The 13,046-nt window shown below is 44.4% G+C and carries 15 protein-coding genes; all 15 read right to left on the minus strand.

The genetic code is table 11. From position 1 onward, the window contains the following. Positions 1 to 20: 20 nt before the first annotated feature. The gene (gene glpX, locus CHX35_RS01750) at positions 21 to 983 is read right to left on the minus strand and encodes a class II fructose-bisphosphatase (protein ID WP_091832898.1); all 963 of its coding nucleotides are present in this window, start codon (positions 981 to 983) and stop codon (positions 21 to 23) included. A 181-nt stretch (positions 984 to 1,164) separates the two neighbouring features. Beyond that, the gene (locus CHX35_RS01755; protein WP_091832901.1) at positions 1,165 to 2,418 is read right to left on the minus strand and encodes a UDP-N-acetylglucosamine 1-carboxyvinyltransferase; all 1,254 of its coding nucleotides are present in this window, start codon (positions 2,416 to 2,418) and stop codon (positions 1,165 to 1,167) included. A 141-nt stretch (positions 2,419 to 2,559) separates the two neighbouring features. Beyond that, complete coding sequence (gene fsa, locus CHX35_RS01760; protein ID WP_091832905.1) at positions 2,560 to 3,213, minus strand: fructose-6-phosphate aldolase; 654 nt, start codon at positions 3,211 to 3,213, stop codon at positions 2,560 to 2,562. A 37-nt stretch (positions 3,214 to 3,250) separates the two neighbouring features. Beyond that, a complete protein-coding gene (gene fba / locus CHX35_RS01765; RefSeq protein WP_091832908.1) occupies positions 3,251 to 4,105 on the minus strand; it encodes a class II fructose-1,6-bisphosphate aldolase in 855 nt (284 codons plus the stop codon). A 249-nt stretch (positions 4,106 to 4,354) separates the two neighbouring features. Then, positions 4,355 to 4,579, minus strand: coding sequence for a hypothetical protein (locus tag CHX35_RS01770; RefSeq protein ID WP_140413519.1), 225 nt, complete (start codon positions 4,577 to 4,579; stop codon positions 4,355 to 4,357). Between the two features lie 50 nt (positions 4,580 to 4,629). Next, entirely contained in the window at positions 4,630 to 5,451 is an 822-nt protein-coding gene (kce, locus tag CHX35_RS01775; protein ID WP_091832914.1) for a 3-keto-5-aminohexanoate cleavage enzyme, read from the minus strand. Positions 5,452 to 5,584: 133 nt separating this feature from the next. Then, positions 5,585 to 5,980, minus strand: a complete 396-nt coding sequence (kal, locus tag CHX35_RS01780) for a 3-aminobutyryl-CoA ammonia lyase (protein ID WP_091832917.1) — start codon at positions 5,978 to 5,980, stop codon at positions 5,585 to 5,587. A gap of 19 nt (positions 5,981 to 5,999) precedes the next feature. Then, complete coding sequence (locus CHX35_RS01785; RefSeq protein WP_091833457.1) at positions 6,000 to 6,380, minus strand: response regulator; 381 nt, start codon at positions 6,378 to 6,380, stop codon at positions 6,000 to 6,002. Positions 6,381 to 6,697: 317 nt separating this feature from the next. Next, positions 6,698 to 8,311, minus strand: a complete 1,614-nt coding sequence (locus CHX35_RS01790; protein WP_091832920.1) for a CTP synthase — start codon at positions 8,309 to 8,311, stop codon at positions 6,698 to 6,700. Between the two features lie 322 nt (positions 8,312 to 8,633). Beyond that, entirely contained in the window at positions 8,634 to 9,023 is a 390-nt protein-coding gene (locus CHX35_RS01795) for a hypothetical protein (protein WP_091832923.1), read from the minus strand. A gap of 193 nt (positions 9,024 to 9,216) precedes the next feature. Continuing rightward, positions 9,217 to 9,525 carry a hypothetical protein gene (locus CHX35_RS01800; RefSeq protein WP_091832926.1) on the minus strand — a complete coding sequence of 103 codons (309 nt, stop codon included), beginning with the start codon at positions 9,523 to 9,525 and terminating at the stop codon, positions 9,217 to 9,219. 13 nt (positions 9,526 to 9,538) lie between these two features. After that, positions 9,539 to 11,083: a hypothetical protein gene (locus CHX35_RS01805; RefSeq protein ID WP_091832929.1), complete on the minus strand. Its 1,545-nt coding sequence runs from the start codon at positions 11,081 to 11,083 to the stop codon at positions 9,539 to 9,541. A gap of 25 nt (positions 11,084 to 11,108) precedes the next feature. Then, entirely contained in the window at positions 11,109 to 11,720 is a 612-nt protein-coding gene (locus tag CHX35_RS01810) for a hypothetical protein (protein WP_091832931.1), read from the minus strand. Positions 11,721 to 11,740: 20 nt separating this feature from the next. After that, positions 11,741 to 12,358: a Yip1 family protein gene (locus tag CHX35_RS01815; protein ID WP_091832934.1), complete on the minus strand. Its 618-nt coding sequence runs from the start codon at positions 12,356 to 12,358 to the stop codon at positions 11,741 to 11,743. A gap of 122 nt (positions 12,359 to 12,480) precedes the next feature. Then, complete coding sequence (gene rpoE, locus CHX35_RS01820; RefSeq protein WP_091832937.1) at positions 12,481 to 12,960, minus strand: DNA-directed RNA polymerase subunit delta; 480 nt, start codon at positions 12,958 to 12,960, stop codon at positions 12,481 to 12,483. Between the last annotated feature and the right edge of the window lie 86 nt (positions 12,961 to 13,046).

Consider the following 13,046-nt stretch of genomic DNA (forward strand, 5'->3'; position numbering starts at 1 on the left):
AATCGCGAATAGGAAAGCCATCATTCAAGAGAAAATGGCTTTTTATCGAGACGATGTTTTCCATCGATAAAACGAACCGTGCCCGTTGCAGCCCTCATCACGACAGAATGAGTGGTTGCATGTTGGCCCTCATAACGAACCCCTTTTAATAACTCACCGTCCGTTACCCCTGTAGCAGCAAAGATCGCGTCCTCGCCTTTTACTAAATCCTGCATGTGGAGCACTTGATGCGGATCGGAAATTCCCATTTTCCGGCATCGTTCAGCCTGTTCTTCATCTTCGGGAAGAAGCCGTCCCTGAATCTCGCCTCCAAGGCATTTCAAAGCAACTGCCGATAAGACTCCCTCGGGAGCTCCGCCAGAACCAAGTAAAATATCGACCCCCGTATTGGGGAAGGCGGTATTAATCGCAGCGGCAACATCACCATCAGAGATTAATTTGATACGGGCCCCCATTTTCCGGACTTCTTCGATCAGTTTATCATGGCGAGGACGATCAAGAATCACCGCTACGAGGTCTTTCACATCTTTTCCTAACGCACGCGCCGTCGCTTTTAAATTATCCTCCACCGGCGCATCAATATCAATATGCCCTACCGCACGAGGACCAACGGCAATTTTATCCATATACATATCAGGGGCGTGAAGTAAATTGCCCTTCTCTGCGACAGCTACCACCGCCAACGCATTCCATGTTCCTTTGGCTACAATGTTTGTACCCTCAAGGGGATCGACAGCTACATCAACTTCTGGCATGTAGCCAAGGCCCAATTTTTCACCAATATAGAGCATGGGCGCTTCATCCATTTCCCCTTCACCAATCACCACAGTCCCTCTCATAGGAATTGTGTCAAAGACTTTACGCATTGCAGTTGTGGCAGCATCATCTGCTTCATCTTTTTTACCAAAACCCATCCATCTACCCGAGGCGACAGCCGCGGCTTCCGTCACCCGAACGAGTTCTAACGTTAGACTTCTTTCCATACTGAATCCCCTCTTTCCTTTATCTAAAGAAACAATCCTCCCGTTGGGACGGGTATTTGGTAACATCCATAGATAAACGTAACACATTTCTTCGTCGTTGCGTGTTGAATTATCGCGTCATTTAGAGGGACATATCCCTATTTTAGGCACCCATAGGATATGTCAAACCTAAAAGTCATCCTTACTTCTGTTCACGCCACAACTCGGCACCTAACGTACGTAACTTTTCTTCCAAGTTCTCATATCCTCGATCAACATGTTCTACTCCGGCAATCTCCGTTACCCCCTCTGCCATTAACCCCGCAATAACCAGGGCCGCTCCGGCCCGTAAATCGGTAGCCCGCACCTGGGCTCCATGGAGAGGCGTTCCCCCTTCAACCACAGCAGTACGCCCTTCCACTCGTAAATAAGCACCCATACGGCCTAACTCATCCACGTGTTTAAAGCGAGCCGCGTAGATATTATCTGTGACTAAGCTTGTCCCTTCTGCCCGTGTCAACAAAGTGGTAAGAGGCTGCTGCAAATCGGTGGGAAAACCCGGGTATGGAAGTGTTTTCACATCAATCCCTTGATATGGACCCATGCCTCTGACTCGTAAGGCTTCATCACCCTCATCGATGGTCACTCCCATTTCACGTAACTTCGCCGTTACCGGTTCCATATGTTTTGGGATCAAGTTGGTCACCGTAACCTCTCCACCTGTTGCAGCAGCAGCAATCATATACGTTCCTGCTTCAATGCGATCCGGGATAATCGAATGCCGACACCCCATTAAGTCGGAATTCCCTACAATGCGGATGACATCCGTACCTGCTCCATGGATTCGGGCCCCCATTGCAGTAAGTAAGGTGGCGACATCAATAATCTCAGGTTCTTTGGCAGCATTTTCAATAATGGTTCTTCCCTCAGCACGGGAGGCCGCTAACATGATATTAATCGTAGCCCCTACACTCACCACATCCAGGTAGATTCGCGCCCCCGTCAGCTTTTTCGCCCAAAGGTGAATAGCCCCATTGCGATGGGAAACCTCTGCTCCCAATGCTTCAAAACCTTTAATATGTTGGTCAATTGGACGAGGACCTAGATTACACCCCCCGGGTAAACCCACTGTCGCTTCGCCGAACCTGCCCAACAACGCCCCCATCAGATAATAGGAGGCCCTTAACTTCTTTACTTTTCCATTGGGCATGGGTGTATTGATTACACAGGAGGTATCGATGGTTAAACAATCGCTATCCCGTGTAACAGTTGCCCCAAAATCCCGCAAAATTTCTTCGTATATCTCTACATCACTAATTTGAGGAAGATTTTCAATCACAGTAGGTGATCCTCCAAGTAATGTAGCTGGAATCAAAGCCACTGCACTATTCTTAGCCCCGCTTACGCTAATTTCTCCACTAAGCGGTTTACCTCCCTTGATCATTAACTTTTCCATGCTCGCCCACCTCTCCTACATCCCTTCTTCACTAAAGAAGGAGGATGTTCAAATGGTTTATGGAAAATTTTTCTTAACAATCAAAAAAGGGGAGACCAGCAAGGCCTTGGCCTCACCGGTAACCCTTTGTTGGTGATCGATTTAACGTTGATTTGCTTTGGACCAGTCTTCCTTAAACTTCGTTATCCCTTGATCTGTCAACGGGTGCTTAATCATCTGTTCCATAACCTTGTAAGGCAGCGTAGCAATATCAGCTCCTACTTCCGCCGATTGGGTGAAGTGCAGAGGATGACGCACACTCGCAGCAATAATCTGTGTATCGATTCCATGAAGATCAAAAACCCGGGCGATTTGTGCAACCAATTCCACACCATCGTGGCTGATGTCATCTAATCGACCAAGAAAAGGACTCACATAAGAAGCGCCTGCCCTGGCTGCCATTAATGCTTGATTGGCAGAGAATATTAAGGTGACATTGGTACGGATACCATGTTGAGCAAAATGACTGACGGCCTTTAGCCCTTCAATCGTCATTGGTACCTTAATCGTGATTTTATCAGAGATTTTCACAAGGGGCTCTGCCTCTTTGATCATCCCCTCGGCATCATCAGACATCACTTCAGCACTAATCGATTCCACATCGCTTGCAATATCACAAATTTCGTTCAAGACATCGGTAAATTCCCTACCGGATTTAGCAATAAGGCTGGGGTTGGTCGTAACACCGGATAGGAGTCCCCAAGAATGCACTTTCTTGATCTCTTCCACATCTGCTGTATCAATAAAGAATTTCATATGCTTCACCTCTTGAAAATGGTAAAAAACAATTGAGTTAGGCCTTCCCTGAACTTCCGAACAGGCGCATCTTCCCTTGTACAGTTTCCTTAATCGCATCACGACCAGGGCCGAGGTATTTACGTGGATCGATCATCTCTGGCTGATTACCCAATTTTTCACGAATCACCGCTGTACAAGCCACCTGACTTTCGGTGTTTACATTAATTTTGCCTACGCCTAGGCGAATTGATTCCTGAATCGCTGCATCGGGTACTCCACTTCCCCCGTGAAGCACAATCGGTGCTTCCACTTGTTTGGCAACCTCATCGATAATATCAAAGTGAATTTTAGGTTCACCTTTGTACATTCCATGTGCAGTCCCTACAGCAATCGCCAAGGCATCTACTTTTGTCTCTTCCCAGAAACGAATCGCTTCATCCGGCTTTGCCATCGCTGCATCCGCTTCATCTACTTCTAAATCATCTTCAACCCCACCGATGGTGCCGAGTTCCCCTTCCACAGATACCCCTACAGCATGAGCTGCTTTAACGACTTCTTTGGTAAGCGCGATATTCTCTTCATAAGGATGATGAGAGCCATCAAACATGACCGAAGAAAATCCTGCCTGAATACACTTCATCACAACATCAAAGTTGCTACCATGATCCAAATGGAGTGCTACAGGAACACCGGATTCCTTTGCTGCAATTTCAGCCATTGCAACAACATATTCAAGTCCCATGTAGCGCATGGCCCCTTCTGATACACCAAAGATAAAAGGAGATTGCTCTTCTTTCGCAGCCGCTGCAATCCCCTGTACAAATTCAAGGTTGTTCATATTAAACTGGCCTACCGCAAACCCTTCTTTTTTTGCACGAGGGAGAAACGCGGTCATTGGTACTAAAGGCATAGAAATATCCTCCTTGAGATAAAAATCAACCCTTCGCACTTGATGTGATCAAGGTATTGACCCGACGCAGTCTATGTACATACCACTGGATCACAGCGCGAAGAGGTAAGCCACTCATTCTGCTATTATATCACTCGCTCTAAGAATCCGATAGTGATCCATCAATTGGAAGACCTCTTCACCCATTCCAATTGATTCTAACCCAATCGCATTCTCTGTTCTTTTACCCGATTGCACATAAAATTATGATTATGGAATTTCTCTCTCCTTCGTAATTCGGAGGGAGCCAACCCACTTCCAAAGGTTCGTCGCAAAAAGAAGGAAACAGATAAAAGGATAAAAGGATTGCAACCAATCATTACGCGAAATCCAAATTTGATTGGTATAGACCATCACACTAATCATCAGCCAAAATAGCCCTGCGAGTAGATAATGCAATGAAATATAAAACCTCCACAGTCGCTTTCTCTGCATTCGCTTTCTCCCCTTTATCCATTAAAGGGGTTTTCCCTCTAATCCTTCCTTTAACCCCTTTTTTTATTGATATGCAAAATTTTCCGTGCCTCTTCAGGAGTCGCGATGGGTCGTTCCAATTCCTTGGCTAATCGATTTACTCGAGCGACCAATGAAGCATTAGTCGCCAATTCACCCTTGCGATAATAGAGATTATCCTCCAACCCCACCCTTACGTGGCCTCCTAATGTAATTCCCAAAGCAGACATGGGCAATTGATGACGACCCACAGCAGCAACGGTCCAGGTAGCCCCTGCTGGCAGTTGATCTACCATCAACAACAAATGTCTTGCATCAGCGGGAATCCCCCCAGGCACACCCAATACGAAATCAAAATGGAGATGGCCGTCAACCAACCCCTCCTTCACCAAAGACAATGCTGTCTGAACCATCCCTGTATCAAAAATTTCAAACTCCGGTCGTACTTGATACTTTTGCAAAGTAGCAGCAAACTGTTGAATATCCGCGTGGGAATTGTAAAAAACACCATGACCAAAGTTAACAGACCCCGTTGTTAACGTTGCCATCTCAGGGGAAAGTGTCACCGGTTGCAAGCGTTCTTCAGGAGTCATACCAACTGCTCCTCCTGTAGAAACCTGAACGATCATATCGCACCGCTTCTCAATCTCAAGAATGGTTTCTTCATAAAGATCTCGATTTTGACTCGGGTGTCCCTCTGTATCCCGCACATGAATGTGGGCGATCGATGCTCCTTTTTCACAAGCCTCTGCTGCTTGTTCCGCGATCTCTTGGGGAGTTAACGGCAAATGAGGAGTATCTTTGCGTGTCACTTCTGCGCCAACCAACGCGGCTGTAATAATCAATGGGTCCATAAATCGGTCTCCAACCTCTCTCGTAAGTTGAAAAAAAGAGGCCCCTTGGCCTCCATTATAGGAAAGGCATTTAATCAAACATGAACAAGAACATAAAGTTCAAATGATTCACACTGTTTGATGATGAATCAATTTAACCCTTTTGTAATCGCTGTTTATCCTTGGGAACCACACAGGTTCCTGAAGCACGTGCCACTTGGATCGGTTCATCCAATACCCTCGCTGCAGAAGGAACCGCCGTATCAATTTTGGCTTCAATTACCTTCATCGCTTTAAATGACATTTTGCGAGAAGTATTTCCTACTTTCGTAATGGTTGCGCTCGCTTCGATGTAGTCACCCGCATAGACCGGAGCTAAAAATTCAACATTGTCATAAGCAACAAATAACCCTTCATCACCATCATGACGAATAAGAAGTTCTGTCGCTAAATCGCCAAAAAGGGCGGTCATGCGTGCACCATCTACCAAGTCGCCCCCATAATGAGCATCAGCTTGACTCATTCTCAAACGAAGTTTTGCCTCTAACATGCTATCCCTCCTCAATCGGTTATTCTAGTTCGGTCGTTAATTGCCGCAAAACTTCTGCACGTAACTCCTCAATATCAAAGGGTTTAGTAAAATGGGCGAGAGCACCCAGTTTAGAAGCTTCCTTCACCATATCTAATTCACCATATGCTGTCATCATAATCACGCGAGGGGAGAGATCTTCCTTTCGAAGATGCCGCAATAACTCTAATCCATCCATCCCTGGCATTTTCATATCCAACAAAACGAGATCCGGGTCTTCCACTTGTATAATCTCAAGGGCTACATTTCCATTTGCCGCTTGCAAAACCTGAAAACCCTCCCTACTGAATACTTCTTTCAGTAGCACACGAATCCCAAACTGATCATCGACAACAAGGACCTTTTTATCCGAAAGTGACACCGATGTTCCTCTTTCATGCGATTCAGCCCTACCCGCTTCGATGGGAATCCCCTCCTCTTCCACCAGTATACCTACCTCTTTTTTTATATAGGCGAAACTGGTTAGATATTGGTCTTTGGTCTTACAACCTATGGACTGCTTTCTTTAATTAATTCGTACGTCCCCCCAAAATTCCTCCTCTGCACCTGAAAAACCCTTTCAAAAAGACCTTTTCATCGCTAAGGCGGATTCCTCTCCACTCCCTCGCAAGGCCCCTTCAAAAAAAAAAAAAGAAACCCCTTTAAGTTAAAGAGGTTTCTTTTCGAACAACGATTTTACTACTTAGTAGCCTTTAAATGTTCCTGTAAAGATGCGGCAACAAAGTCCCGAAACAGCGGTTGTGGACGATTTGGACGAGAAGTAAATTCCGGGTGGAATTGGCAACCCACGAACCACGGATGATTGGTAAACTCAACGATTTCCACAAGCCGACCATCTGGTGAGGTTCCAGAGAATCGATAGCCCGCTTCAATTAGCTGTTCACGGTACTCATTATTAAATTCATATCGGTGACGATGACGTTCATAAACCAATCCGGTATCATACGCTTGATGTGCCAAGCTTTCTGACTCCAACTTACATGGATACAAACCAAGACGCATCGTCCCACCAAGATCCTCAATTTCCTTTTGCTCTGGAAGCAAATCGATCAGGGCATGGGGTGTCTCTGGATCAATTTCGGAACTGTTTGCCCCATCGAGACCAAGCAAATTGCGAGCCCCTTCAATCGTTGCTACTTGCATTCCTAGGCAAATGCCAAGCATCGGAATTTGTTGTTCCCGGGCGAAACGCACCGCCGTAATTTTCCCTTCAATTCCTCGATCACCAAAACCACCAGGCACAAGGATTCCATCCGCTCCTGTGAGCAAATCCTTTACATTGTGCGGGGTCACTTCTTCCGCATCAACCCACATAATTTCAATATCGGTATCATTATAAAAGCCTGCATGGCGAAGAGCTTCCACCACACTCATATAAGCATCATGCAATGCGACATATTTACCCACGATTGCAATCTTAATTTTGCTTGATAAATTTTTCACCTTATCCACGAGGGCAACCCATTCACTCATATCCGGTGCATTACCACCTAACCCAAGGTGATTCACCACAATTTCATCTAAGCCTTGCTTTTGTAACATCAGCGGTACTTCATATAAGGTCTCTGCATCTTTACATTCAATAACGGCATCAAAATCAATATCACAAAATAGCGCAAGTTTCCGCTTCATATCCTCGGACAGCGAATGCTCTGTCCGACAAACAATCACATTGGGCTGAATCCCAATCCCACGCAATTCTTTCACGCTATGTTGAGTCGGTTTTGTTTTTAGTTCTTTCGTTGCTGAGAGTTCTGGGATCAACGTGCAATGAATGTACATCACGCGATCTCGACCCACTTCACTCTTGATTTGCCGGATGGATTCGAGGAATGGCAAACTTTCAATATCCCCCACAGTCCCACCAATTTCTGTGATTACCACATCGGGGTGAGTTTCCCGCGCGGCACGATACACACGATCTTTAATCTCATTGGTAATGTGCGGAATCACTTGCACTGTACCACCCAGATAATCCCCCCGACGCTCCTTATTAATCACCGAAGAATAAACTTTCCCCGTCGTTACATTGGAGTTTTTTGAGAGATTAATATCAATAAAACGTTCATAATGACCCAAATCAAGGTCTGTTTCCGCTCCATCATCGGTAACAAAAACCTCCCCATGCTGATACGGACTCATCGTACCTGGGTCCACATTAATATACGGATCAAACTTTTGAATGGTAACAGTCAGCCCCCGGTTTTTCAACAGCCGGCCGAGAGATGCCGCTGTGATTCCCTTCCCAAGGGATGAGACAACACCGCCGGTAACAAAAATAAACTTGGTCATGGATCGGCCCTCCTCCGATTATCGTACCCAATTATCCTTTCACAATGAAAAAAAGCACCACCCTAAAGTAGGGGGCGCTTTTTGCATATATCATCGATCTGCGGATATACACACCGCAGATTTTTGGCTTGTTCCTCGAACAAGCTCCATTAGCCCATCGCTTAGTTTATCTTCGGCAGGGGGCTTTGTCAAGCAGGGGAATTCCTCCAAAATCATTTGACTATACCAGTATTTTCAGCTTTGATTCTTTATTAACCGCCGCATCTATCCGCTAGTCCCTAAAAGGAGGGTTGCCATTTTTCAAGTTGGCTTAAGCTTGACCTTACAATGCAAGATAGCGTAAAAGGACTCCGAATATCAGGCTTAAGAGTGTAATGGAAACACCTGCTGTGGTAATCAAGGTTGTTAGAAGGGACGCTTTCATCTGATGGATCTCCCCACGCACAATCTCCACTTTTTTGTTGAGCTTCCCTTGAACCATTTCCATCTTCAAAACTGAATCTCCTCGCAACTCTTCACTGATGGTGGCAAGTTGACTTTGTAGGGAATTCATCGCCTGTTTTAATTGATCGTGACTAACTCCACTCTCTAACCCTTTCTGTTGCTCCTGTGCCTGCTCAAGTAAAGCTAATTGTACTTTCATCCCATGTACTTCCGACTGAATCGCATCCAATTTGTTCAGAATGCGATCCCACGGTTGATTATCGGTCAAGGGGCTTCCTCTCCTACTATGGAACTACTGCTAGTATACGAGGAAGAAGACCAATGAGTGACTCTCTATCAGTCCCTATACCAAATGAGTATCTTAGCATATGGATGGCACAGTTGAAGAGCACCACTGTTGGATCCTCTAAACTAAAACGACCACCTGGATTGTACAGGTGGGCGTTTTAGTTTAGAGGGAGTTATTTCTCCCCGTATTTCGTTCTATACTCCTCCATCACTTTTTTCCAATGATCGAGAAAAAGAGTCTCATCACAAGTTTCTTTATTCATTCCGACTCCTGCTCTCATCGTTCCATCCCATTGACTAATAAAAGCAATGCCTTGTGATCCGCACATTTTTCCGTCCATGTATCGCTGATATTCGTTCATTAACTGTTGCAGAGTTAGCTCTTCATCCTCTACGAACATGATCAAATAGTCCCATACCACCTCAACATCAATATTATCCGGTCGATGCGCTTCTAAAAAGGAAAGTAGACGTTGATCCATTCCCCACCCTCCTTTATTTTTCTTTCTTCACGCTCCCACTTTCATCAAACTTCGGATAGTGGGTGTCGATATAATCGATGGAACCATCTGGTTTAGGTACCACATACCCTTCTACTTCAAAGGTTTTACCATCAGGACCTTTCACTTTGGATTTAAACTTAACCGGCTTCACCTTGCCATTCGGATTCAGATTGTAGGGTAATGGTCCATTATTCTTCTTCATATAACCTTCTAACGCCTTGTCACCCAACTCATTGATCTCTGTATTGGAATATTTTTCCGGGTAGACTGTCTTATCTGGAACGGTACTCTCTACTCTGGAGAGTGCTTTCGGATCGATATCCTCTGGATCTTTCCCCTTTACATCTGGCGGCACTTGCTTCTCCAATTTTTTCCTTCGTTTGTCACTGAGATTTGGATCTTTTAATTCTTCGAGTACTTCTTTTGCCCGCTCATATCTCTTCATCTTCTGTGGATCATGTCCAACCTTCCTTACAGTCACCATACGCACCCCGGTGTTTTCATCCAATAAGATCTCATCAAACTCATATCCATCTTCCTTCACTCGTTCTTTCATTTTTTTCCAGTTATGAAGCCCTTCCCCGCTCCACTTTCCATCGTAAGGAGATTGTGAAGCATAAGTGGTTTCACCTTCATGGACATGTTTTTTCGTTTGATCATTCGTATATTTAGAAGAATTTCCATTCCCTTTGCTCGAGTCATGGTCTTTTTTATCACCGGGGTCTTTCTTATCGCCTCCACCTAATACTTGTTCCGCCAGATCACAACCAAAACCTTTATCATCCCCACCACTTGCAAATGCCACCTGGACGCCGATTGGAGTGATCCCACTGGATGAATTGCGATCACAAGCCCAGTCAACAAAATCATCACGCTTTTCGCCTAACGGTTTACCGATATATTTATCAAATTTCTTTGTTGTCCAACCACCAAAGAGTTTGCCGTCTAATTTCTTAAGTAATTTACCCCCTTTGCCAATCTTTTTTTCGATGAAATAGGCTCCAATAGGTTCAGCATACCGATCATACCAACCTAACTTTTCACCGGTATCCCATTCTTTCCCCGTGGTTTCTTCATAGATGCCCGCACTCGGATCAAAGAAACCAACGACCCCATCAATGATGTCTCCACCGAGGGTACCTTTGATATGATCCCCATAAAATTTCCCAACGGTATTGTTCACAGGATCGCGCGTTTTCTTGACAACCCAACCGAGCCCTGGGACCTCCTCCATCTTATCTGCCCAGGTCTTATCCTCGTGATCTTTTTCCTTATCGTTATTTGCAAGCTTGTCCCCTGGTTGATCTTTATTTTCAATCTCATTCTGTTTAGGAGCAGAAACTTCCCCACTTCCCCCACCCGGTGAAATTTCTCCATTTATTGCAGCAATGATCTTTTTCTTTAAAGATCCTTCGGCATTTAAGTTTTGTACCGCCATTAGTAACAAGCCTGCTATTGCTACTCCAGCAGCTATTATAATGACATACTCAAGTGTTGATGAGCCTTTTTTATTAAAAATATTTTTAATTTTTCCCATTTTTTTATCCTTTCCAAACTAATTTTTAAACAGGAAAAAATAAGATATTAAGCCCTTTTAACGAAGTCCACCATACCATGCTAATGGATAAGAAATGGATCAATAAGGACTGCCACCATCGGAATTCATGAATTTCCATGGTATTGAGAACCACCGTACGGATAAACCATCCCAGCAAAAGGATGTCAACGATTACAACGAGTATGTAAATGGTTATCAGTATAAAGCTTCCATCCGAAGCGACCGTCACTTTCGAAAACATATCGCCTCCAAATAAGAGCAATTGCAAGGGGACAAGAAGTAACCGACCACTGTAAATCAACGTCGACCAAGCATAGGAAGTCAATGTGGCCAGATAGGAACCCTCACCACGAATTAACTTGGCCAATAAAAATACGGTGGTACCATAAATGCCGCAAAAGAGAATTCCTATAATAGGCCCTTTGTATAAGATTTCGATGAAAAATTCAGGGAAGGCATACCGTTCGCCTCCATTCATAACAAACACCTGTGTACCTAAGAACGTTACACCGAAAAGAGCTGCCCACAAAATACTCCAATATGGCTGAGAAGATAGGACGCTGTCCATCTCGTCATTCGGCCGAAATAGATAGTTTAAAATATTCTTCTTAAACATAACCATTCATTCTCCTTGATTTATATTGAAATGATGGCCTTAAGCACTATCAATACGGAGATAGGAATAATAATAGCGCCAAACCCTCTGAAATTTGTTAAATCATGTACTTCTGCTAAGGCCTTCGAGAGAATCACGAAGAGCCAAATAGAAAAAACTGCACTGATAATGACAAACAAAATAAACAACAGTTGCAACACCATGCTACTATCTAAAACCGGTGTCTGATCCGTAAACATTTCTTTTCCAAAGATCAGTAGTTGAGGAATCCAAATCACTAGTTTTGCCGTATAGGCAAGGGTTGCCCATAGTATTGCTTGACGTGTTTCAAGAAAGGTAGCGGTTCCTCCCAGTAATCGACTCATCCAATGGAGCAGAAAACTGATCACCCACCACCATATGAAACCCACGACGATCGACGATAGGACACTCACAATGAGGATCATAGAAAGTTCCATTCGGTCACCCAGCCCCCTAATGGAAGCGCTTTCCAAATTAAGGGTAAGACCGAATAATATTAATAATACTAATTTTTGCATTTTTGTGGTGGCATGAATTCTTTCCCCAATTACCTCACGCGTTCGGAGCCATATTCCCCAAAGTGGATTTAATTTTTCCTCCTCATAATAAAGACCCATAAAAACACCCGCCTAAAAAGTAAATTTATACACTTATTATATTAGAAAAATGGAAACACAACAAGGGAAGCACCTCGAAATTTAGGTGCTTCCCTTGGGTATAACAATAATTATTTTCTCAATTAATCTTCATCGTCATCAAGTTCATCATCTTCTTCCTCTTCTTCAAAACCTTCTTCCTCTTCTTCTTCGAAATCGGCTTCATCGCCATCATAATCCTCTTCACCAGAATCTTCGTTATCGATATCGAATGGAGCTTCCTCATCATAGAGTTCATCTTCATCCTCATCGGTAAAGTCATCTTTCACATTTTGAGCGACAGCAGAGTCTGTTGCTTGCTCCGTAGGGTACCAAGCACGTAAACCCCACAGACTTTTCCCAACACAGATGAAACGGCCATCAATGTTAATTTCCGTATAGAGTTGGGCCATATAGTGGTTCAGTTGGTCCTTGGTAAACCCCTTCATTTTAGAGATTTGATCCATCAGCGTGCGAAATAAGATCGGCTCTCCCTTTTCACGAAATATATCATAGGCCAGGTCGACCATCGCAGTCTCGCGAATCTCCTCAAGGGGAAGATTTTTGGCCAAGTTTTCAGGCATGAGGACACTTCCTTCCTAAATCCATAGTGGGACGGTATACCGCTCCATCTAGGTACGTACATGGGTCATTGTATGTCTATTTTAAC

The sequence above is a fragment of the Marininema halotolerans genome (assembly GCF_900116235.1).
Taxonomy (GTDB): Bacteria; Bacillota; Bacilli; order Thermoactinomycetales; family DSM-45169; genus Marininema; species Marininema halotolerans.